The organism is Gordonia oleivorans, assembly GCF_040044975.1.
Lineage (GTDB): Bacteria > Actinomycetota > Actinomycetes > Mycobacteriales > Mycobacteriaceae > Gordonia > Gordonia oleivorans.
Window position 1 is genome coordinate 41356 of record NZ_JBDZDI010000001.1, and the last position, 22597, is coordinate 63952.

General features: G+C 67.7%; 15 protein-coding genes, 1 tRNA gene and 1 pseudogene. 5 read left to right on the forward strand and 12 right to left on the reverse strand.

What is annotated here, in order from left to right; translation table 11 throughout:
- Positions 1 to 142: 142 nt before the first annotated feature.
- Positions 143 to 1756 (forward strand): aspartate:alanine exchanger family transporter, encoded by a 1614-nt coding sequence (locus tag ABLE92_RS00180; RefSeq protein ID WP_348802472.1) that lies wholly within the window; start codon positions 143 to 145, stop codon positions 1754 to 1756.
- A gap of 76 nt (positions 1757 to 1832) precedes the next feature.
- On the opposite strand, the gene rho is transcribed toward ABLE92_RS00180, so the two are convergent.
- The 7 genes from rho to ABLE92_RS00215 form a co-directional block, all read right to left on the reverse strand.
- Positions 1833 to 3806 carry a transcription termination factor Rho gene (gene rho / locus ABLE92_RS00185; protein WP_348802473.1) on the reverse strand — a complete coding sequence of 658 codons (1974 nt, stop codon included), beginning with the start codon at positions 3804 to 3806 and terminating at the stop codon, positions 1833 to 1835.
- A 506-nt stretch (positions 3807 to 4312) separates the two neighbouring features.
- Positions 4313 to 5254 (reverse strand): homoserine kinase, encoded by a 942-nt coding sequence (gene thrB, locus ABLE92_RS00190; RefSeq protein ID WP_348802474.1) that lies wholly within the window; start codon positions 5252 to 5254, stop codon positions 4313 to 4315.
- A gap of 19 nt (positions 5255 to 5273) precedes the next feature.
- Positions 5274 to 6368: a threonine synthase gene (thrC, locus tag ABLE92_RS00195; protein WP_348802476.1), complete on the reverse strand. Its 1095-nt coding sequence runs from the start codon at positions 6366 to 6368 to the stop codon at positions 5274 to 5276.
- Positions 6361 to 7692 (reverse strand): homoserine dehydrogenase, encoded by a 1332-nt coding sequence (locus ABLE92_RS00200; protein ID WP_348803177.1) that lies wholly within the window; start codon positions 7690 to 7692, stop codon positions 6361 to 6363. Before ABLE92_RS00200 ends, thrC begins: the two co-directional genes overlap by 8 nt.
- A gap of 27 nt (positions 7693 to 7719) precedes the next feature.
- Positions 7720 to 9138 (reverse strand): diaminopimelate decarboxylase, encoded by a 1419-nt coding sequence (gene lysA, locus ABLE92_RS00205; protein WP_348802477.1) that lies wholly within the window; start codon positions 9136 to 9138, stop codon positions 7720 to 7722.
- The gene (argS, locus tag ABLE92_RS00210) at positions 9135 to 10787 is read right to left on the reverse strand and encodes an arginine--tRNA ligase (protein WP_348802479.1); all 1653 of its coding nucleotides are present in this window, start codon (positions 10785 to 10787) and stop codon (positions 9135 to 9137) included. Before argS ends, lysA begins: the two co-directional genes overlap by 4 nt.
- A 118-nt stretch (positions 10788 to 10905) precedes the next feature.
- Entirely contained in the window at positions 10906 to 12516 is a 1611-nt protein-coding gene (locus ABLE92_RS00215; RefSeq protein ID WP_348802480.1) for an alpha/beta hydrolase domain-containing protein, read from the reverse strand.
- Positions 12517 to 12622: 106 nt separating this feature from the next.
- On the opposite strand from ABLE92_RS00215, the gene ABLE92_RS00220 reads away from it, so the two are divergent.
- The 3 genes and pseudogenes from ABLE92_RS00220 to ABLE92_RS00230 form a co-directional block, all read left to right on the forward strand.
- Positions 12623 to 13177 carry a DUF4334 domain-containing protein gene (locus ABLE92_RS00220; protein ID WP_348802482.1) on the forward strand — a complete coding sequence of 185 codons (555 nt, stop codon included), beginning with the start codon at positions 12623 to 12625 and terminating at the stop codon, positions 13175 to 13177.
- Positions 13178 to 13317: 140 nt separating this feature from the next.
- On the forward strand, positions 13318 to 14370 hold the full coding sequence (locus ABLE92_RS00225; protein ID WP_348802483.1) for a helix-turn-helix domain-containing protein: 1053 nt from the start codon (positions 13318 to 13320) through the stop codon (positions 14368 to 14370).
- An 87-nt stretch (positions 14371 to 14457) separates the two neighbouring features.
- Positions 14458 to 15189 (forward strand): annotated as a pseudogene (locus tag ABLE92_RS00230) (nucleotidyl transferase AbiEii/AbiGii toxin family protein); the annotation flags it as partial.
- Between the two features lie 41 nt (positions 15190 to 15230).
- On the opposite strand, the gene ABLE92_RS00235 reads toward ABLE92_RS00230, so the two are convergent.
- From ABLE92_RS00235 to ABLE92_RS00245, 3 genes are all read right to left on the reverse strand, one after another.
- Positions 15231 to 15306 (reverse strand) — tRNA-Arg (locus tag ABLE92_RS00235).
- A gap of 133 nt (positions 15307 to 15439) precedes the next feature.
- Positions 15440 to 16372 carry an ABC transporter substrate-binding protein gene (locus tag ABLE92_RS00240; RefSeq protein ID WP_348802485.1) on the reverse strand — a complete coding sequence of 311 codons (933 nt, stop codon included), beginning with the start codon at positions 16370 to 16372 and terminating at the stop codon, positions 15440 to 15442.
- A 37-nt stretch (positions 16373 to 16409) separates the two neighbouring features.
- Positions 16410 to 17651 (reverse strand): MFS transporter, encoded by a 1242-nt coding sequence (locus tag ABLE92_RS00245; protein ID WP_348802487.1) that lies wholly within the window; start codon positions 17649 to 17651, stop codon positions 16410 to 16412.
- Between the two features lie 109 nt (positions 17652 to 17760).
- Here ABLE92_RS00245 and ABLE92_RS00250 point away from each other — a divergent pair, with 109 nt between their 5' ends.
- A complete protein-coding gene (locus ABLE92_RS00250; protein WP_348802489.1) occupies positions 17761 to 18354 on the forward strand; it encodes a TetR/AcrR family transcriptional regulator in 594 nt (197 codons plus the stop codon).
- Positions 18355 to 18365: 11 nt separating this feature from the next.
- Here the strand turns inward: ABLE92_RS00250 and ABLE92_RS00255 are convergent, their stop codons facing one another.
- Positions 18366 to 21362, reverse strand: a complete 2997-nt coding sequence (locus ABLE92_RS00255) for an AAA family ATPase (protein ID WP_348802490.1) — start codon at positions 21360 to 21362, stop codon at positions 18366 to 18368.
- Positions 21359 to 22555 carry an exonuclease SbcCD subunit D gene (locus tag ABLE92_RS00260; RefSeq protein WP_348802492.1) on the reverse strand — a complete coding sequence of 399 codons (1197 nt, stop codon included), beginning with the start codon at positions 22553 to 22555 and terminating at the stop codon, positions 21359 to 21361. The genes ABLE92_RS00255 and ABLE92_RS00260 overlap by 4 nt, the downstream gene beginning before the upstream one ends.
- Positions 22556 to 22597: the final 42 nt, after the last annotated feature.

Below are 22597 nucleotides of genomic sequence, written 5' to 3' on the forward strand. Positions count from 1 at the left end.
GGGCCCTACGGCCGGGTCGTCCATGGCCACCGTCACATACCCGGGTGCTTCGTCCCGCGGTTGCCGCCTTATCCGGCGAGTCCCACGCAATGCGGCGATACTTTTCCTGATCGACGGCCCGTGCGGTGACCTGACTGTAGGAATGGACGCAGAGACGATCGCGTATCGATGGGAGGCGGCGATGACCGCGGTGCTGGACCTGCTGGCCGACCAACCCCTGCTCTATCTCATGATCGTGATCGGTCTCGGGGTGGCGATCGGCCGGATCACTATCCGCGGTATCGGTCTGGGCCCGGCCGCGGTGCTGTTCTCGGCGATCGCGCTCACCGCATTCGCCAAGTCGATGGATGTCGACATCACGATCCCGGAGATCATCGGCAACCTCGGGTTGATCCTGTTCGCGTTCACCACCGGATTGATGGCCGGCCCGAACTTCTTCGCATCCCTGCGCACGGCCTGGAAACTGGTCGTCACGGTCACCGTGGTGATCGCCGCTGCCGCCGTCACCGTCGATCTGGTCGGGTCGGCTTTCCATATGTCGACTGCCTCCATCGCCGGTACCTTTGCCGGCGCGCTCACCAACACCCCCGCCCTGGCCGCGGCGGGCGGTTCGGCGGAGGCGACCATCGGCTACGCCACGTCCTACATTCTCGGCGTGATCCTGATGCTGGTGATGGTTGCCATCGCCTTCCGCTACGGAAACCCCGATCCGGACACCCCGCCCGAGGTCGTCGACATCACCGTGCGACTCGAGAGCGACGATGTGACGGTCACGGAACTGCGCGAGCGCCATGGGAATCGACTGACGTTCTCCCGTCTGGCGCACGACCCCGACGAGCCGCCCGTTCCGATCACCGACGATCAGGTCCTGCACCGTGGTGACCTCATCACCGTGATCGGTCCACGCGCGGAGGTCGACGCACTGATCGACGAGATCGGCCACCGATCGATTCACGATCTGACCGCCGACCGCTCCAAGCTCGATTTTCGGCGGATCACGATTTCCTCACCCGAGTTGGCCGGCCGCAAGGTTCGAGAACTGGACCTCGATTCCTTCGACGGTTCCATCACGCGCCTTCGCCGAGGCGATACCGACATGGTGGCCACCCCCGCCACCACGGTGCAACTCGGCGACCGGGTCCGGGTGGTGGCGCCACCGGAGAACATGGCGAAGATCGCCCGGATGCTCGGCGACTCCTCCCGTGGTCTCACCGAACTCAACGCCGCCGCAATGGGTTTCGGAATCGCACTCGGTCTGGCCGTCGGACTGATCCCGATACCGATCCCCGGACTGGGCACCTTGTCCCTCGGGGCTGCGGCCGGGTCCCTCATCGTCGGATTGATCCTGGGCCGAATCGGCCGGATCGGGCCCTTCGTCACCACGATGCCGATCACCTCCGCGCAGGTGATCACCGAGGTCGGTCTCCTGCTGTTTCTCGCCTACGCCGGGACGCGCGCCGGATCACTCATCCTCGATGCGTTCACCAGCGGTGCCATCGTCGACATCCTGGTCACCGGCGCGATCACGTCGGCGGTGATGGCCGTCGGCATGTACGCGGCATGTCGCTTCATCCTCGGGGTCGGTCGGATCCGCCTCGCCGGTGTCCTGGCGGGCACCCAGACCAATCCCGCACACCTGGCGTTCGCGAACGCCCGCGGCGGCGACGACCCGCGGATCGCTCTCGGCTACGCCCTGGTGTATCCGGCGGCAATGGTCGTCAAAATCCTGCTCGCACAGGTTCTCTCGACCTTGTGACCAGAACACGACAACGGCCCCACCACCGCGAACGGTGATGGGGCCGTGATCAGATCGGCATCGATCGACTGGTCGCTCAGTCGTCCTTCATCGCGCCGGGCGCATTGGATTGCACCTGCATCAGGAATTCGATGTTCGTCTTGGTCTTCTTGAGCTGACTGATCAGCAGATCGATCGCCTGCTGCGAATCGAGTCCACTGAGGACACGACGCAGCTTGTGCACGACCGAGAATTCCTCGGGCGACATCAGCAGCTCATCCTTGCGGGTACTGGACTGGTTGACGTCCACCGCCGGGAACACGCGCCGATCGGCGATCTTGCGATCGAGCTTGAGCTCCGCGTTACCGGTGCCCTTGAACTCCTCGAAGATCACCGTGTCACCGGTCGATCCGGTCTCGACGAGTGCCGAGGCGATGATCGTCAGCGATCCGCCGTTCTCGATGTTGCGGGCGGCACCCAGGAAACGCTTCGGCGGATACAGTGCGGTCGAGTCGACACCACCGGAGAGGATACGACCGGAGGCCGGCGACGCGTTGTTGTATGCGCGGCCCAGTCGGGTGATGGAGTCCAGGAGGACGACGACGTCCTTGCCTGCCTCGACGAGTCGCTTGGCACGTTCGATGGCCAGCTCGGCGACGGACGTGTGGTCTGACGGCGGACGGTCGAACGTCGACGCGATGACCTCACCCTTCACCGACCGTTGCATGTCGGTGACCTCTTCCGGGCGCTCGTCGACGAGCACGACCATCAGATGGCATTCGGGGTTGTTGGTGGTGATCGCGTTGGCGATGTCCTGCAGGATCGTCGTCTTGCCGGCCTTCGGCGGCGACACGATCAGTGCTCGCTGCCCCTTGCCGATCGGCATGATCAGATCGATCACGCGGGTGTCGAGCCGTTCCTGCGAAGTCTCCAGTCGCAGTCGCTGATTCGGGTAGAGCGGGGTCAGCTTGCCGAACTCCGGGCGCTTCTTCGCCAACTCCACCTCGCCACCGTTGACGGTGTCCAGGCGGACCAGCGGATTGAACTTCTGACGCTGATTGGGCTGCTCACCCTCGCGCGGCACCTTGACCGCGCCGGTGATCGCGTCGCCGCGTCGCAACCCGTTCTTACGCACCAGATTCATCGAGACATAGACGTCATTCGACCCGGCGAGGTAACCCGACGTCCGCACGAACGCATAGTTGTCGAGGACATCGAGGATGCCGGCGACGGGCTGCAAGACGTCGTCGTCGGAGACCTGTGGCTCGTTGTTGTTGCCACCCTCGGCGCGGTCACGTCCACGACGACGCTCGCGGAAACGGCGCCCTCGGCGTCGTCCACCCTGCTCGTCGTCATCGCGGTTGTTGTCACGGTTGTTGTCGCGGTTCTGGCCATTGGCGCCGCCCTGGTTGCTGGCGCCGCCCTGGTTGCCACCATCGCGGTTCTGGTTGTTACCGCCCTGGGTGTCCCGGTTACCGCCCTGGTTGTCGCGGTTCTGGTTGGACTCGCGAGCGGCGCCGTTGCGGTTGCGGTTCCGGTTGCGCTGGTTGCCGCCCTGCGACGCCTCGTCTGACGAGTCGGCGTCGCGGCGGTCGCTCTCGGCGGGTTCCGAGTCGCCACGCCGGGAATCGGATTCCGTCTTGGTCGCCGATTCCGTCTTGGTCGCCGATTCCGCCTTGGTCGCCGATTCTGCGGCTGCCTGTGCGGCGGGCGCTTCCGACGCGGCATCCGCGTCGGCGGTCTTGGTGCGCCCACGACCGCGGCTGCCGGCCGTCGCCGGTGCCGACTCGGTGGTGATGGCCATCTGCTCGGGAGCCGACGCCTTGGTGTCGGCCGACTTCGGCGATCCGCCGGCCTGCCGTTCCTTGATCGCGGCGATCAGGTCGCCCTTACGCATGCCGGACGTTCCCTTGATGCCCAGTTCGCCCGCGAGTGCGCGCAATTCGCTGAGAACCATGCCCGACAGTCCGGTGCGCGCAGCTCGGGCTCGGGTCTTCGGTGCAGAACTCCCCGCCTCCCCCGCATCGGAATCAGCGGGAGCAGGTGCGGTGATCAGGTCCGTATCGGTCACGGATGTCCTTTCGTACCCCGGCAGATCATTGCTGCTCGGGGCTGTAATTCACCTGTGATCCCCGGATATGCCGAGGTCTGCCAGGCATTCTCGCCCTCGGTGGGCGAGTCAAAGATTGTGGTCGTGCTGCGAGCGTCACTCCTGCGCTGTGTCACACGAACGCTGTGTCACTCAAACGGTTCCGTCATCCGAACGGTTCCGTCCGGGTGGCGGAACGCCACAGTGTCGGCGTGAGTACGGCGCGATGCTTTCGTGGGGTGTTATCGGTGAACCGGTGATCCGACGGAGACCGGGCGACCGGTTCGACATCTCATATCGAACCAGCGAATCGAAATGACCCCGAAAACATGGCTGAACGAGCCGTCGCGGCTAGACGACCATATGATAACGCGTTGTTCCACATCGAGCAACATGCCCGCACGCGATTGTGTTCCCCATCCCAGAACTCCATATGAACTCGCCGGTTGGCTTGATGCGATGCTTCGCGGCACCCGAGGCCACGATCGTCAGCCTATCTCGACTCCGCCCGCGATCTCGACGACGCGCGGGACGAATCCCAATTCCTCACCGAGTTCTCGGACATCGGCCGGCAGCGGCCCGGTTCCGAGGACCAGGACGCTCGGGCCCGCTCCGGAGACGGTGGCCGCGTGTCCACGTGCCCGCAGACCGGTCACGAGGTCGGCCGTGGGCCCCATCGCCTCGGCCCGGTACGGCTGATGCAGCCGGTCATCGGTCGCCGCGAGCAGGCAGCTCGGGTCGCTGGTCAGTGCGACGACGGCCAGCGCGGCACGGCTGAGGTTGTGCACGGCGTCGACGCGGGGTACGGCGTCGGGCAGCAGCCCACGCGCGAACGCGGTCGACGACTCCGTCGACGGGACGAACACGGTGGCACCGATATCGGGATGCACCCGCATCCGACGCGCCTGGTAACGGGCAGTGCCATCGGCCGCCTCGGTCCAGGTGACCACGGCCGAGCCCAGAACGCTGGCCGCGGCGTTGTCCGGATGCCCCTCGAACTCGCTCGACAGCTGCACCAACTCGTCGGCGCTCAACGCGTCGGCCACACCCGACGCCGCGAGCAGTCCCGATGCGGCCGCGAGACCGGATACCGCGGCCGACGCCGAGGAACCGAGTCCCCGGGAGTGCGGAATCACGTTGACGCAGCGGACATGCAGTCCGGCAGCGGAGAACCCGGCATGCGCCAGCCCGCCGAGAATGGCACGGACGACCAGATGATTCGCGTCCAGGGGCACCTCCGCGGAGCCCTCCCCGGTCACCTCGACGGTCAGACCCGACGACGTGGTCTCGACCGTCACCTCGTCGTGCAGACCGAGTGCGATGCCGAGGCAGTCGAACCCGGGACCGAGATTCGCACTTGATGCAGGAACTCGTACCCGTGTCGAAATGCCTTCGGGCAGTTGCCGATAGACCGTATCCGGAGTGACCATTCGCGGTGCCGCCGAGGCCTCAGGCCACGCCGAGTGCATGAGCCACCGCCACCGGGTCGACCTCGATCGCCTCGACCTCCGGCATCCCCGACAACGCGGTGTCCGGATCCTTGAGACCGTTACCGGTCACCGTGCACACCACGGTCTCCCCGGAGGTGATCCAGCCGTCGGCGTGGGCAGCGAGCAGTCCGGCGACACTGGCGGCCGATGCCGGCTCGACGAAGACGCCTTCGCGTCCGGCGACCAAACGGTATGCCTCGAGCAATTTCTCGTCGGTCGCCGCACGGAACTGTCCGCCGGATTCCTCCTTGGCCGCAACCGCCTGATGCCAGCTGGCCGGATTGCCGATCCGGATCGCCGTGGCGATGGTCTCCGGGTCGGCCACCGGCGCACCGTTGACCAACGGAGCCGCGCCCGCGGCCTGGACGCCGAGCATCCGGGGCCGCGAGGTGGAGATGCCGTCGGCGAAGTACTCCGAGTAGCCCTTCCAATAGGCGGTGATGTTGCCGGCGTTGCCGACCGGCAGTGCGTGGACATCGGGTGCCCGGCCGAGGACGTCGACGATCTCGAACGCCGCGGTCTTCTGCCCCTCGATGCGGGCCGGGTTCACCGAGTTGACCAGTTCGATCTCGGGGAACTCCGCGGTCGCCTTACGCGCCAGTTCCAGACAGTCGTCGAAGTTGCCCTGGACCTGAATGATCTTGGCGCCGTGCATGACCGCCTGGGCGAGCTTGCCCATTGCGATCTTGCCCTCGGGGATCAGCACCGCGCAGGTGATCCCGGCGCGGGTGGCGTAGGCGGCCGCCGAGGCGGAGGTGTTGCCCGTCGATGCGCACAGCACCGCGGTCTTGCCGTTGTTGACCGCGTTGGACACGGCCATCGTCATGCCACGGTCCTTGAACGAGCCGGTCGGGTTGAGGCCCTCGACCTTCAGGTACACCTCGCAGCCGGTCAGTGCGGACAGATGCGGCGCGGTGATCAGCGGGGTGGCACCTTCGAGCAGGGTCACCACCTTCCAGTCGTCGGCCACGGGGAGCCGCGAACGATAGGCCTCGATGAGTCCGGGCCAGCCCGCATGCACCGGCGCGGGTCGGGTTGAGGGGGCGTCAGTCATCGGTACCTTCCAATCGGAGAACGCTCGACACCTTGATCACTTCATCCATGTCTTCCACTGCCGCAACACATTCCGACTGTGCGCGGTCCGGGGCGCGGTGGGTCACCACGATCAGCCGGGCATCCTCACCCGCGCCTTCCTGACGCACGGCGGCCAAACTCACCGACCGCTTGGAGAACTCCCCGGCGATCTGCGCGAGCACGCCGGGCCGGTCGGCGACCTTCATGGAGACGTAGTACCGCGTGGGCACCTCGTCGATGGTGGCGATCGGCAACGACGCGTAGGTCGATTCCAGCGGACCGCGCCCACCGTGCACCTTGTTGCGCGCCGCCATCACCAGGTCACCGAGGACGGCCGAGGCGGTCGGGGAACCGCCGGCGCCCTGCCCGTAGAACATCAACCGGCCCGCGTTCTCGGCCTCGACCACGACGGCGTTGAAGGCGCCGTTGACACTGGCCAGCGGATGCGACAGCGGAATCAGTGCCGGGTACACCCGCGCCGAAACCCGTTGTGTCCCATCGGCATCGCGCAAGCGCTCGCAGATCGACAGCAGTTTGATGGTGCAGTCGAATTTGCGTGCGGCAACCAGATCGGCGGGGGTGACCGCGGTGATGCCTTCGCGGTACACGTCGGCGGCCGTGACACGGGTGTGGAAGGCGATGGAGGCCAGGATCGCCGCCTTGGCGGCGGCGTCGTACCCTTCGACGTCGGCGGTCGGATCGGCTTCGGCGTAGCCCAATCGCCCCGCCTCGGCGAGGGTTTCGGCGTAATCGGCACCGGTCTCGGCCATCGCCGACAGGATGAAGTTGGTGGTGCCGTTGACGATTCCGGCGACACGATCGACGGAATCGCCGGCCAATGACTGGGTCAGCGGCCGGATCACCGGGATCGCACCGGCCACCGCGGCCTCGAAGTACAGGTCGACCTTGGCTTTGGCTGCGGCCTCGGCCAATTCACCGGTGTACTCGGCCAGCAGTGCCTTGTTGGCGGTCACCACCGACTTGCCGCTCTCCAGTGCCCGGCGGATCACGCCGCGCGCCGGGTCGATCCCACCCATCAGTTCCACGACGACGTCGACATCGTCGCGGGTGACCAAGGAGTCCGGGTCGTCGGTCAGCAGTGACTGATCGATCTTGCGCGACTTGGTCAGGTCGCGGACCGCGACCCCACGCAGTTCCAGTCGCGCGCCCACGCGAGCACGCAGGTCGGCGGCACTCTCGTCGAGAATCCGCACGACCTCCGTACCCACATTGCCCATGCCGAGGACCGCAACTCCGATGCTGCGGTCGCCGGCAGAATCGTCACCCCCGGTGTGGTCGGTCACGGCAGGGTTGCCTGAATTCGCACTCACCTAGGTCACCTCCAACCTCAGAAAATCGTCAATGGTCTCACGTCGCAGGATCACCCGCGCCTGTCCTCCGGCAACGCCGACCACGGGCGGGCGGGTCACCATGTTGTAGCGCGAGGACATCGAGTAGCAGTACGCGCCGGTGGCGGCGACGGCGATGAGGTCACCGGGCGCCAGATCCTCCGGCAGCCAACAGTCCTTGATCACGATATCGCCGCTCTCACAGTGCTTTCCGACGACGCGACTCACCACCGCGGGAGCGTCGGAGACCCGCGACACCAGGCGCACGTCGTATTCGGCCTGATACAGCACGGTGCGGATGTTGTCGCTCATGCCGCCGTCCACCGACACGTAGCGACGGATGGCGCCACCACCGAGTTCGACGTCCTTGATGGTGCCGACCTCGTACAGCGTGATGGTGCCGGGGCCGGCGATGGCGCGGCCCGGTTCGACGGCGATGGTCGGCATCGGCAGCCCGACGGCGGCCGACTCGCGCCTGACGATCTCGGCCAGCGTCTCCGCCACCGCGTTGACGGGCAATGGACGGTCCTCGGGGATGTAGGAAATACCCAGTCCCCCACCGAGATCCACGATGGACATCTGCGAGGTCTTCTCGACACCGAATTCGGCGACCACGTCGTGGAGCAGGCCGAGCACCCGGTGTGCGGCGAGCTCGAAGCCGTCCATGTCGAAGATCTGCGAACCGATGTGGCTGTGCAGTCCCACCAGACGCAGGTTGTCGGTGGCGAACACGCGACGCACCGCGTCCATCGCCACTCCCCCGGCCAGGGCGAAACCGAACTTCTGGTCCTCGTGCGCGGTCGCGATGAATTCGTGGGTGTGGGCCTCGACGCCGACGGTGACGCGGATCAGCACGTCGGCGACGAGTCCGCGCTCACCGGCGAGCGCGTCGAGTCGTTCGATCTCGGTCATCGAGTCGACGACGATGTGTCCGACACCGGCCTCGAGGGCGTCCGCGAGTTCGGCCGAGCTCTTGTTGTTGCCGTGGAAGGCGATTCGTTCGGCCGGGAATCCCGCGCGCAGCGCGATGGCCAGCTCGCCGCCGGAGCACACGTCGATGGACAGTCCCTGCTGATCGACCCACCGCGCGATCTCGGTGCACAGGAACGCCTTTGACGCGTAATGCACCCGGCCGTAGGGACCGAAGGCGTCGATCATGTCGGCGCAGCGGGACCGGAAGTCGGACTCGTCGATGACGAACAGCGGGGTGCCGAAGGTCTCGGCGAGTTCGGTGACCCCGACACCGGCGATGGCCAGTTCCCCGGTCTCGACGCGAGCGGCGTTGCGCGGCCACACCTGTGCGGGGATCTCGGCGAGCGCGGCCGGATCATTGGGTTTCTGCGCCAGATGCGGCGCAGCGAGCAGTTCGGCGTGCCGGGGGCCGGCGGGATGGGCGTTCACATGCGCTCCGGTGCGTTGACGCCGACGAGCTCGAGCCCGTTGGCGAGGACCTGTCGGCTCGCCGCACACAGCGCCAGCCGGGCGCGGTGGATGTCACCGGCCTCCTCGTCACCTTGGGGCAACACCCGGCAGTGCGCGTAGAAGCGGTGATAGGTACCGGCCAGCGCCTCGAGGTAGCGGCAGATGCGGTGCGGTTCCCGCAGCGTCGCGGCGGTGGCCACGACCTCGTCGAAGTCGCCGAGCGTCCGGATCAGATCCCCCTCCTCCGCGGTGTCGAGCAGATCGAGGTGATCGAGGTCGGGGGCCAGTCCCAGTTCCGCGGCGTTGCGCGAGAGTGCGGAGAGCCGCGCGTGGGCATACTGCACGTAGTACACCGGGTTGTCGTTGGACTGTTTGGCCAGCAGATCGAGGTCGATGTCGATGTTGACGTCGATCGACGAGCGGATCAGCGCGTAGCGCGCGGCGTCCACGCCGACGGCGTCGACGAGGTCGTCGAGGGTGATCACGGTGCCGGCGCGCTTGCTCATCCGGACCGGCTTGCCGTCGCGGACGAGGTTGACCATCTGCCCGATGAGGACCTCGACGGTGTCCGGGTCGTCGCCGAGCGATGCCGCGGCGGCCTTGAGCCGCTTGATGTAGCCGTGGTGGTCGGCGCCGAGCATGTAGATGCACAGGTTGAAGCCGCGGTTGCGCTTGTCGCGGTAGTAGGCGATGTCGCCGGCGATGTAGGCGGCCTCGCCGTCGCTCTTGATGACGACGCGGTCCTTGTCGTCGCCGTACTTTTCGGTGTGCAGCCACCACGCACCGTCGGCCTCGTACAGGTTGCCGTTGGCCTTGAGTTCGGCGATGCATTCGTCGACGAGGCCCGTCTCGAACATCTTGTTCTCGTGGGTGAACACGTCGAAGTCGGTACCGAAGTCGTGCAGGCTGGTCTTGATGTGGTCGAACATCAGCGCCACGCCCTCGGCGCGGAAGGTCTCGACCCGCTCGTCGGCCGGCTGCTCGAGCACGCCGGGCACCTTGGCGACGACCTGCCGGGCGATGTCGACGATGTACTCGCCGGCGTAGCCGTCCTCCGGGGTCGGTTCGCCGAGCGCCGCGGCCTCCAGCGACCGCGCGAAACGGTCGATCTGCGCGCCGTGGTCGTTGAAGTAGTACTCGCGGGTGACCTGGGCGCCGCGTGCGGCCAGCACCCGCCCGAGCGCGTCACCGACGGCAGCCCAGCGCGTACCGCCGAGATGGATGGGCCCGGTCGGGTTGGCGGAGACGAACTCCAGGTTGATCACCTTGTCGGCGATCTCCTCGCCCCGGCCGTAGCCGCCGGCCTGCTCGAGCACGGCGGCCACGACGGTGTTCTGCGCGGCCGCACCCAGCCAGATGTTGACGAAGCCGGGGCCCGCGACCTCGGCCTTGTCGATGCCGTCGGTGGCGCCGAAGGCGTCGGCCAGCCAACCGGCGAGCTCCCGCGGGGCGACGCCGAGCTTCTTGCCGAGCCGAAGTGCGACGTTGGTCGAGTAGTCACCGTGATCGGCATGGCGTGGTCGCTCCACCACGACTGCGTCGGGCACGACGGATGCGTCGAGACCGTGGTCGGCCACGACGGCGCGGGTGACAGAGCTGAGCAACGCAGCAAGATCGGCGGGAGTCACAGGTCACCATCCTATTGGCCGCCCCATTCCGCGCGGCATCGGGGACGGCTTCGCCCCGGCCGGCGGTCGGTGCCGATGACGGAGGGCGCGATCTCAGGTCACCGGAGTGATGTGCGCGTCACACGGCGGAGTCGAGGTTGCGGCACACCGCCGGCTGCGCGGCGGGCGGGGTGACGCCCCAGTCGGGGATCGCCGAGGAACACGCCATCTGCATCTGTTCGATCCCGTCGGCGCGGGTCATGAACCGCTCGCGAACCGATTCCCGGGTCGCCGCCAGCATCGCATCGACGTAGACCCGATGTGTCGGGTAGCGCTGCGCGAGATCCTCGGGTGCGAACGGGATGGTCACGCCGAACAGACCGCAGATGGCGCCGTCGTACCGGGCCACCGGGACCGCCATCTGCGGCAATCGGATCCCACCGAGCGCATTTCCGACGGCGTCGCGCTGCAGGCCCCACGGCAGCCCGCCGAGCTTGACCAGGTCCAGCCCGCCGCCGGCGAGCAGCGGCAACGATAGTTCGACCGGCAGGGCGTCGACGGCGCGTTTGATCCCGTTGTAGACGAACGGCGGCGCGACCGGCGCCGGCTCACCGGTGCGCACCCAGCGCTGCATCGCCGCCACGGCCGCGTTCACCGCGTAGCGACGCTGGAACTGGGAGCTGCCCAGACAGGGCACCGACAGGTTGGGGCCCTGCTGGCCGTAGACCGACGACGCCGCGATCGATTCCCGGTAATTCGCCGCCGTCATCGGCGGCAGCGCCGCGATGTTGTGCAGGAGGAGTTCGGCCGACTGACGCACGCCGTACCAGTCGACGTGCGCGGCACCGGCCACCGACCAGATGCGATGGTTGGGTGCCGCGGTGGGCACGCCCATCTGACCGGATTCCTCGCTCCAGATGTGCATCGTCGGTACCCGATACCGCGATGGAAGCGTCATCTGTCCATCGCCGTCGATGATGATGCCGTCGTACACCCGTGCGGCGTCGTCGGCGCCCGTGCGGATGTAGTTGTCGAGCGCGATCGCCGATTGCGAGAGCCCGATGGCGATGAGGGTCCGGGGTACGAGCCCACCCAGCGGCGCGACCCCGGTGGTGTTACGCAGTGTGGACCCGACCTGACTGAACACGTCGAAGGCGTAGGCGTCGTCGGGAACCCACAGTGCGCCATAGCGAATCGGGTCCCAGGCCTTCAGGGACACCGGCGTGCACGGTGGCACCGAGATGCCGCCGACGTCGATCATCGGTTGCCCGTTCAGCAGGATGCCGCACGCCCCGGCCTGCTGGGCACTGACGACCACATATGCGTCGCCGTTGGCGAAGGTCTGCCGGTTGAGCCACAAGAACTCGAAGGCGTGGTCCACCTGGGCGGTGACATTGGTCCATTCGACGGTCACGTTGCCGCTGAAGCGTTCCGGGTCCGCAGGCCGATACACCACCATGCGGGTGACATACGGCACGTCCGGGCGTGCGGTGCCGTAGGCGTGGGCCGTCCCGGAGACGAGATACTCCTGCTCGGTGTAGCCGAAGTCCTCAGGGTTGAAAGCCGCTGCGCCCCAGGGCCGGTCGTGGACTCCGCCGGTGAGCGGACCGGTGACCCGCGGCGCCGGCGACGCGGCCCACGCCGGGGTGCCCACCGCGCACGCCACGAACAGTGTTGCCAGGCAGCAGATCAGTACACGTACCCGAGTCCGCGTCGTTCGTGAGCGCGGGGCCGCAACACGTGTGCTCATCGGCCACCCCAACCGTCGACATCACCCGCCGCGATGTTAATCCGCGAACCGGGCGGGTGTGGAACGTTCTGCAGAATTCGTCTCACCGCGGCGTAAGGTTGCGCACATGCACGCCAGCGACGTCCTCCCCTCCGTTCCGACCACCACCGACGATGCATTGGCGATCTTCGACGCCGCCGAACCCGTCGAGACCGACACGATGATCGGCACCTGGCATGGCGCCGAACTGCCCACCGATCACCCGATGGACGGCCTGCTCGCCGCCAGCGGCTGGTGGGGTAAGCAGTTCATCGACGCCGAGACGGTGCACCCCCTGCTCTTCCCCACCCGTGACGGCTCCGCATTGTGGGCGATGAACCCGATCCTGGCGTTCGGCGGCACCGATCTCGCCCGGGTGGCACCGGCGGTGAAGGAGGCCTCGTTCGTCACGCCGATCGCGGCGACCCGGCGACTGTGGCAGACCGGGAAGTCGCGAGCACGACTGCGCACCACGCGGTATCGCGGCGTGGACACCGCGACGATGCAGTACGACCAGTTGCCCATCAACGACGTCTTCCGCCGGATCTCCGACGACGCGGTGATCGGCGCGATGGATCTCAAGGGCTCGCCGAAGCCGTACTTCTTCGTGTTGCGTCGCGACGAGTCGTTGCGGTTGGTGTAGTCGCGGCGGGAGCCGCCGAGGCGATCACAAGGCCGGCCCATAAACGCAAGGCCAGGCCATAAGTCAACACCGGCCGGAGGCCGGCAAGGATGTCAACACCGGGTGACATAATTATTCCGTCTCCGGTAGGATTGAAACCCATGGATGTCGTCGAGCTGGCGAGTGTTGCCGACGTGGCGCGTCAAACAGGGCTTAGTGAGCGGCGGGTCCGCGCGCTCATCGCCGCTGGTCAACTCCCAGCGCAGCGGGTTCTGGGGCGTTGGGCAGTGTCCACCGACGATCTCGGCCGTTTTCGCCGTAGCCCTGCCGGGCGTCCGCTCTCCGAACTCTCGGACTGGGCGATTCTCGGGCATCTCGCCGGGGATACCAGAGTTCCCCGTGTTGCGGTGCCCTCCCGAGTGCGCTCCCGGGTCCGCCAACTGGCGGAGTCTGCTGCACCCGAGACGATCCTCGTGCCGTGGATGCGGACCAGGTCTACACCGCAGCGCTACTCTGCTGCGGACGCCGACGTCGTGGCGCTCGGCGCCGATGACCGTGTGATCATCGGCGGGCATCACGCGCTGGCCGACGATACTGTCGCAGACCTGCAGGTGTACGCGCAGGGACCTGATGTCGACGACCTCCGCCGTGACTACCATCTCCTCGACGAGGCGTCCGACTCGCATGCTGCCGGCCAGGCCGCCGTCACGATCCGCGTGGTGAGCGACCTTGACCTCGTACCCCGCTCACCACTGAGTCGACACAAGGTCGCAGCCCCGGTAGCGGCAGTCGACGTCCTCGACACGAGCCCTCCAGGCATCCAGGCCCGGCCTGCTCTGCAGTTGTTGCGCGCCGCGATCGGTGCAGTGGCGGCAGCCCGGCCGGTGAAGCAACCACCGCCGGTGCGTGACGCCGTGGTGCGGCGTCCGCATCCAGTGGCTGAGAGTCTCGACGAGCTACGCGGACCGACCTCGGGATCGGTACGGCTACCGGTGGCCGTCGACTGGGGACCTGCACGTGAGTACGACATCGACGATCCCCAAGACGCGGTCCGCCTGTATTCGCAGGTTCTGCGCGAGGCCTCGACTGCGCAGGAACTTGTCGAGTATCTCAACGGGCCACTACTCACGCGGCTGTGGCTGTCGCTGAACCTCCCCGCCGGGATTGTGCAGCAGTGGGAGGATCGGTTCCCGGAGCTGGCCGCCCACCAGTAACACACACGCAAGGGGGCAGTGGGTTGGACGAGTTTCAGAAGCGCGTGACAAGGTCGGCGCCGGCCGTGCTCGGACGCTAGAGGATTTGCGTTGGCTGGTGGGTATGCGGTCGCCGCGTACGGCATCATCGACCGACCGTCCGACGATGTGGATCTGTTCACCGACCAGGACGATCCGGCAAAGTTTGAGAAAGCGATGGCGGAAGCTGTCACCGCTTGGGAGGCAGAGGGTTTCACAACTCACCTCGCTGGACACTCGGGAACATTCGCACGGTTCCACGTCTCGGACGGACAGCAGGAAATCAAAGTCGAGATGTGCCACGACTGGAGATCAGAACCTCCCACAATTCTCGACGTCGGACCAGTCCTGAGCCGCGACAACTCAGTGGGAAACAAAGTCGCAGCACTCTTCTCACGAAGCGAGTCACGCGACTACATCGACGTCTTCGGCGCCCGCTCCAACGGCTACTCGCGCACCAACCTTGAAACGATTGGCGCCACCCACGACGGCGGATTCGACCTTGCGCCCGTGAGTGGACGAAGCTGTGCGACCGCGCCGGAGTGTGCCATATCACGCCCCACGATGCCCGCCACAGCGCCGGGGCGGCTCTGCACCTACGGCGGAGTGCCAGCCGTCGTCATTGCGGCGTGGTTGGGCCACACAGACGCCACGTTCAAGCTGTCTCGTAATGCCCACAGTCGGGATGATTCGCTGAAAGATGCCGGCAAGGTTCCGGCAAAGGTCATGACCGGATCACTCTGGGCCAGCCCCGGCATTCGATCCTTGTGTGCAGATCTTGCGCAGATTCTCATTCTCTGAGGTTTTCCGGACTGCCAGAATCCAAAATCCCTGGTCAAGAGTGGTGCCCCCGGTAGGATTCGAACCTACGGCCTTCTGCTCCGGAGGCAGACGCTCTATCCCCTGAGCTACGGGGGCTCATCGGGCGGTGATCAGAGTAACCCATGCGCAACCGTGAACCCAATCCGGCTGGTCGTCGTGTCGTCCGCGTCGGTGTGGTGTGGTTGCGCACCGGACCGTCATCGGCGGCGTGGGGCGGCATCGACGGCGTTCAGGCCGGCAGCACGTCGTCGAGGTGGTGCAGGAGAACCGGGATCGACGACGCGTCCGGAATGTTGAAGGCATTGAGCAGCGGGAGATCCGCTTCGAGGGTGGGTGATGTCGGCGGGCGACCGGCGGTGAAGGTGCGCACCGTTGCCGACGTCGCGGTCGTCGACCCCATGATCAGCAGGTAGGCGGAGTCGAGGATTCGGGCATTCTCGGCCGAGAGTATCGTCCGCAGGCCGGTGGCACCGGGTATCTCGACGAGATGAAGTCCCAGTGCCCCAAGGAATTTGGCCGTCGAGGCATCCGGACTGCTGGTCACGGCGAGTTGGCCTCCGCCGCCCGCCACACCGATGGCGAATGTCTTGCCCGCCGCGTCCGGGTGCGCGGCTGCCGTGGCACGGATCTGGTTGTCGAGCGAATCACGCAGTGGACCGACGTCGCGCCCGAGCGCCGTACCGGCGGTGGCGAGATCCCGTTCCCACGAACCCGATCGGGTGCCGACACCCGAATCGTCTCCGACCACGGTGGGGGCCAGTTCGGCGAGGCGGTCACCGATCGCACGGGTCACCAACCAGGTCGGGGCGACGATGAGATCGGGTCGCAGTGCGGCTATCCGGGCGGTGTCCAGTTCACCGGTGAGCCGGACCGCCGAGTCCGGCAACGTGTTCTGCAGCCACGGGGCCGCGGGCATCGACGACGCGGGTCCGTCGGTCCGGTAGCCCACCACAGGGGCACCGACGGCGAGCATGGTGCCGAGCCAGTCGGCCGACAGTGCGACCACGCGATGAACCGACCCGGTGATCGTGACCGGTCCGTATGCGGAGCTCACCACGCGTGGACGTCCCTCACTCGGATCCGCCGATTGCGACGGCGCGGCGCAGGCCCCGATCAGCGCAGCAAGCACCGCGACGACGATCGCGGCACGCCATCGGAGCATCCCGCGACCTGTAACCAGCTGCACGACAGAACTTTTGCTATACGGCATCTGCCGTCCTTTCGACAAGGGGGCTGGCGATCACGCCGGCGGTGGCGACCAGACCGACGATGATCGCGACACTGAACACCAGGAGCGTGTCCACAATGGTGAAGTGCTGCAGCGCAAGTCCGAGTCCGATGACCGGAACCGACAGTCCCGCATAGCCGGTCAGGTAGAAGACTGCCAGGGTCTCGCCCAACCGATCCGGCTCGGCCACCGACAACACCGCCGAGAACGACGCACGAAACAGCAGGCACCCACCGGCGCCGACCACCGCTGCCCCGACGAAGAACACCACCGGTCCGGCTTGCGGCGCCAGTACGTCGACGAGCACGATGATCAGCCCGGCAGGGACCAGAGCCGCACCGGTGAAGGTCGTTTGCCGGGTGGACCACGTGGTGGTGGCGATCATCGTGATCGCGCCGCTTCCGAAGACCACCAGCAGCGCGAATCCGGCGAGCAGGGGCGACGGGCGATGCAGGGTCTGCGACAGGACGGTGCCGGACAGTCCGACGAACATCCCCAGCGAACTGAAGGCCAGGACGACCCCCACCAGTGCACCGACGAAGCGCCGGCGACCCCGGCGCGGAGCCGCGAGCATGCGCAGCCGGTAGTCCCGGAGCCGGAACGGGCTGCGCCGAGTGGTTTCCGGCGCCACCGCGATCAGCAGTGCCGCCGCGGACAACAGCACGAGGAACACCGCGTAGGGCGCCACGAGCGGTGACGTCATCACCGTCGCGATCACCGCGGCGACGAACGCACCGGCGCCGAGTCCGATGACGTTCGCGGTGGCGGCCAGGAGTTGAGCGCGGTGCCGGAGATGCGCGGGGCGATGTGCGGCATGCAATTCGGTGATGTAGGCCGTTCCGGCCGCAGCGGTCAACCCCACCGCCAGTCCGCTGAGCACTCGTGCGCAGTAGAGGCCCGGAGCCTGCGGAAACACCATGAACACCACGCAGCCGAGCATCGCCAGGAGGACCGATGAGAGCAGAAACCACCTGCGCCCCAACATATCCGACAGGTGACCGACCAGATAGAGGGCCGTGATCACCCCTGCCGCGTACACCGCGTAGATCAGGGTGATCGCCAGCGGGGAGAGGCCGTCGCGCTCGCCGTAGGTCCGATAGAGGGGACTCGGCGCGGTGGAGAACGCGATCACCACACAGAAGGTGAACGCGACGGACCAGTAGCCGCGGCGGTAGCGCGACATCTCGGCGGGCGAGCAGGCGGCAGGGCGCATGAGGTGACGCTAACACATTTAGTAACCACTGGTCACTAAATGCGGGCCGAGGTGCCGCGGCCCGCTCCGAGCGCTCCGGGGATCACGCACCATGGCCTAGCCTGGGTGAGTGAGAACCGCACCTCGCACCACATCGTCGGCCGGCTCGGGCACCCGGGGACGCCCGCCTCAGCTCAGCCAGGAGATGATCGTGGCCGAGGCGATGCGCCACGACATCCGCACCATGTCGCTGCGAACCCTGGCTCAGGCACTGGGCGTGAGTCACTCCGCGCTCTATCGGTGGGTCGGCGGAACCGACGAGTTGATCGCGCTGATCAGCCGCACCGTGATCGAACGGGTCCTACCCACCGACTCCCCCACCGCCGACACGTGGGAACCGTGGCTGCGCGGTATCGCCGTGGCAATGCACGACGAGTTCCTGGCCGTACCCGGTTTCGCCTCCCGCACCGCGGGCCCCCACGACCATCGGCCCGAGGTCATGAATGACCTGAGGGAGGCCATCATCGCCGGGTTCCGGGCGGCCGGCGCCGCCCCCGAGTCGGCGCAGCACAGCGCCTACATCTTTGCCGTCGGCATCGTGGGCTGGCTCGGTGCGCTGGAACGCGACCTCGAATTCGGCTCCCCGGCACCGTCTTACGAGATCTTCCTGGAGTGGCTGCTCGCCGGCCTACCGGTTGGTGGTCACCCCACGACGTCGGACTGACGACCGGCCGGTCAACCGCCCACCGCGGGCACGGCCATACCCTCCATGCGCACACGCGACCCGTTCTCCCCGCGGATCACGTGCAGCTGGGCCGGGATACGGGCCCGCAGTTCCTCGACGTGGGACACCACCCCGACGACGCGTCCGCCCGAACGCAACTCGTCGAGCACGCCCATGACGAGATCGAGGGCCTCGGGGTCGAGGGTGCCGAATCCCTCGTCGATGAACAGGGTGTCCAGTACCCGGCCACCGGCCTCGGCGGAGACCACGTCGGCGAGGCCGAGTGCGAGTGCGAGTGAGGCGAAGAAGGTCTCACCGCCGGACAGCGTCGTCGTCGCCCGGACCGCGCCGGTGTACTCGTCGCGCACCTCGATACCGAGACCGCCGCGGCGACCGCGCGGACCGGCGGCATCGCTGTGGGCGAATTCGTAACGCCCCGAAGACATCTGACGTAACCGCGCCGAGGCCGCGACCAGCACCTCCTCGAGGCGCGCGGCCAGGACATACGAGCGCAACGCCATCCGGCGCGAGTTCTGTCCGCGACCGGCGACGAGTTCGGCCAGGCCGCGCAGCTCCTCGTGGCGTTCACGCAACGGTGCGAGACCATCGGCGGCCGACCAGAACTGTGCCACATACTCTTTCAGAACCGCGTGGCGCCGGGCGGCGACGGCATGCTCCCGCGCGGCGGCCACCCGGACCTCCTCCGCCACCCGCAGATCCGCGGTGAGGGCGTCGACGTCGACCGGATCGGCGGTGAGCGCGGCGGCGACATCGGGTTCGGCGAGGGTGGCCTCGGCGGCGGCCCGCAGTGCGCCCGCACGGGTCAGCAGCGCCTCCCACGCGGTGATCTGATCGTCGGTCGCGAGTGCGGCACGCATGGCCGCGGCGTCGTCGAATCCCGCTGCGACGCAGCGCTCCCCCAGTCGTTGGGCGATGTCATCGTGGCGGCCCGCGGCGTCGAGGCCGGCGCGTCGCGCATCGCGCAGCGAGGCGGCCCGGCGGATCAGCTCACCCAGTTCGGCCAATCGTTCGGTGATCCCACCGCGCCCACCCGTGGCCTCAAGGATCTCGGCGTCCAGCGCCGTCAGGGTCTCACGCAGCGACATCGCCTTCTGCCGGTCGGCCGAACGGATCGACTCGCACTCCCCCAGTTCCCGCCGCCACGCGTCGGTCTCGGCGTCGATCGCGCCGAGGGCCTGCTCCAACCCGGGAATGCGTGCGACGGCACGATCGGCATCGGCGAGTGCGGCGGCGCTGCGGGCGAGGTCGTCGTCGATCTGCTCCCGGGACATCTCACCGAGGGTGTCGTCGAGGACGGCGAGACGTTGCGCGATCGCCGCATGACGCGCCTGCGCGGCGTCCCGATGCGTGGCCGCATCCTGTTCGGCGGCACGTGCGTCCGCCTCATCGGCGTCCGAGACCGACGTGCCGTCGGTGGCCACCGTCGGTTCGGGATGATCGGCGGACCCACACACCATGCAGGGTTGACCGTCGACGAGTTGGGCGGCGAGTTCGGCCGCCATCCCGTCGAGACGACGCCGACGCAGGTCGACGAGGTGCTCGGCCGCGCTCACCTGCTTCTCCCGCGCGTCGAGGAGTTTCCGCTCGGCCGCCCGGGCGGACGCGCGCTGCTTCTCGCGTTCCTCCCACGCCACAACCAGTTTCGTCAGGCGTTCGTGCTCGGTGCGCAGGCCGGGCACCTGCACCCGCATCTGGGTGGCGGCGGTCAGCGACTCCGCGGCCAGTCGACGCCGCTCCGGGGCACGCTCCACCAGCTCCGACAGTTCCCCCATACGCTTGCCGCACTGTGTGATCCGCGTGTCCACGGCGTCGATGTCGGCGATCAGGGCAGGCCGCTCGTCGATTCGGCGCGCCAGCGGTTGCCAGCGTCCCGATTCGGTGGTCCACCGGCCGATGGCCTGCTCGAGGGCGTCGGGGTCGATAGAGTTCGCCTCACGCCCGGCACACCAGGCTTCGGCCTCGTCGAGTTCGACGAAGCGGCCGGCGGCGCGGTCGACTCCCCGATCGGCCTGGCGCCGTATGGTGATCGCACGATCGAGATCATCGGCGATCGGACCCAGCGGCGCGGCGCGGCGCGCGGCGGCCAATGCCGTGGTGGCAGCGGCGAATTCGGCCTCACCCCGGACCAGTTGCCCGAGTTGGGACCGGGCCTCGCCCCCGCGGCGCCGCAGGTCGGCGACGCGGACACCGGCGTCGTACGCCGCCCGCGCCTGATCGGCCGCCGCCTGCGCCGAGGTCAGCACCGCGGCGGACCGCGAATCGTCCTGCGCGGCAGCGTCACGGCATGCCTGCGCCCACTCGTCATCGGGTTCGGCCGGCGCGTCACCGCCGCCGACCGCGACGATCTGTCCGGCCAGCCGGTCCAGCGCCGCGGTGCGCTCGCCCAGATCGGCCTCGCTCTCCCGCGCCCGCTCACGCAGCCACTCCTCGAGGTCACCGAAGCGCGCCGTGTCGAAGACGCGCTCCAGCAACGACTCCCGTTCATCCGGGTTGGCGCGCAGGAACCGGGCGAAATCACCCTGCGGCAGCAGCACCACCTGGAAGAACTGCTCGGCGCTCATACCCAGCACCCCGATCACCGCATCACCGATGTCGGGGATGCGGGTCAAGGCGGGACCGGAGCCGTCCACCCAGACCAGCGACGCCCGGGCGTTGATCTTGCGGGTGCCCTCGCCGGTCTTCTTCGGCCGATGGAACTCCGGTGAGCGGATGATCCGCAGGCGCCGCCCACCGATGGTCGCCTCGAGTTCCACCTCCGGGACCACGTCGGGCGCGGCGTGATCGGAGTGCAACCGCTTGGCGTCGTTGCGGGCACCGGGCACCCGGCCGAAGAGCGCGAAGGCCACCGCGTCGAGAATGGTGGACTTCCCGGCGCCAGTCTGGCCGTGCAGCAGAAACAGTCCGTCGGCCGCGAGGGCGTCGACGTCGATGACCGTGTCGTCGGCGAACGGACCGAAGGCACGCATCCGCAGATGATGAATTCTCATGCCGACTCCGCCACCTCGGGCAGCGCGAACAATGCCCACTCACCGTCGCCGGTGATCTCCGATTCCGGTTCGCCGACAACGACTCTGAGCGCACGCTCGATGATCCTGCGTTCCCCCGCGCTCGGCGCATCCCGCACGTCGGTGACGAAGGAGGTGACGATGTCGGCATCGGAGCGTCCGTGCACCCGCGACCGGTAATCGACACCGTCGCCACTGTGTGGCCGGTCCCAGCTCACGTGCACCGCATACGGGAAACGCTCCCGCAGCCGGCGCATGGCGTCGACCGGGCGCAGGGCGTCGGTCAGGGTGGCCTCCACGTAGTGATCCTCCGCGTCGGCCAACGACTCGTCGGCCAGCAGGTCGTCGAGAGTGCCACGCACCGAACTCAATCCGCGGACGATCGGGAGCTCGTGGGCACGCACCTCGGTGAGTCCGTCGGCGTCGAGGTCGACGATCCACACCGCCTTGCGGTGGGTGCGCTCACCGAACGAGTACGCCAACGGCGAACCGCTGTAGCGGACCGCCGGCGTCAGCGTCTGCGGCGAGTGCAGGTGTCCGAGTGCAACGTAGTCGGCCCCGGAGAAGGTCTGCACGGCAACCGTTTCCACCCCGCCGACGCTGATCGACCGTTCCGACCCGGTCGCGGCGCCGCCGACGACGAAGGCGTGTGCGGCGACCACCGACCGCATACCCCGATCGGCGACGTCGGCGCGGATACGGCCCATCGCGGCGTCGAGTACCTGCTGATGGGAGCGGGCGTCGGCGACACCGAGTTCGGCTCGCGAGGTGTCGGGTTCGAGATAGGGGATGCCGTAGAAGGCCACCGGGCCGTGCTCGTCGTCGATGATCACCGGCTCGGTGATCGCGGCGATCGTGGTCCGCAGGTGCAATCCGCCGGCGGCGGCGAACGACGACCCCGCGCCGAGACGGGTCGGCGAATCGTGGTTGCCCGAGGTCACCACGATCTGCGCGCCGGCCGCCGAGATCAGTCCCAGCCCTTCGTCATAGACGGCCACCGCGTCTGCCGAGGGCACCGACCGGTCGTACACGTCACCGGCGACCACCACCACGTCCACCGACTCGTCCGCCACGACGGCGGCGAGATCGGCCAGCGCGCGGCGCTGGTCGGCGAGCAACTCGACGCCGTGGAAGGTACGGCCGAGATGCCAGTCGGAGGTGTGCAGGATTCGCATGTCCAACACCGTACGATCGCCCACCGACAGAAACGGGGAGGG

What these genes read in the sequence shown, in the direction of transcription:
- ABLE92_RS00180 (WP_348802472.1), top strand. Translation starts at nt 143, where the DNA reads ATGGACGCAGAGACGATCGCGTATCGATGGGAGGCGGCGATGACCGCG.
- thrB (WP_348802474.1), bottom strand. Translation starts at nt 5,254, where the DNA reads ATGGTCACTCCGGATACGGTCTATCGGCAACTGCCCGAAGGCATTTCG.
- thrC (WP_348802476.1), bottom strand. Translation starts at nt 6,368, where the DNA reads ATGACTGACGCCCCCTCAACCCGACCCGCGCCGGTGCATGCGGGCTGG.
- ABLE92_RS00215 (WP_348802480.1), bottom strand. Translation starts at nt 12,516, where the DNA reads ATGAGCACACGTGTTGCGGCCCCGCGCTCACGAACGACGCGGACTCGG.
- ABLE92_RS00220 (WP_348802482.1), top strand. Translation starts at nt 12,623, where the DNA reads ATGCACGCCAGCGACGTCCTCCCCTCCGTTCCGACCACCACCGACGAT.
- ABLE92_RS00225 (WP_348802483.1), top strand. Translation starts at nt 13,318, where the DNA reads ATGGATGTCGTCGAGCTGGCGAGTGTTGCCGACGTGGCGCGTCAAACA.
- ABLE92_RS00240 (WP_348802485.1), bottom strand. Translation starts at nt 16,372, where the DNA reads ATGCTCCGATGGCGTGCCGCGATCGTCGTCGCGGTGCTTGCTGCGCTG.
- ABLE92_RS00245 (WP_348802487.1), bottom strand. Translation starts at nt 17,651, where the DNA reads ATGCGCCCTGCCGCCTGCTCGCCCGCCGAGATGTCGCGCTACCGCCGC.
- ABLE92_RS00255 (WP_348802490.1), bottom strand. Translation starts at nt 21,362, where the DNA reads ATGAGAATTCATCATCTGCGGATGCGTGCCTTCGGTCCGTTCGCCGAC.
- ABLE92_RS00260 (WP_348802492.1), bottom strand. Translation starts at nt 22,555, where the DNA reads ATGCGAATCCTGCACACCTCCGACTGGCATCTCGGCCGTACCTTCCAC.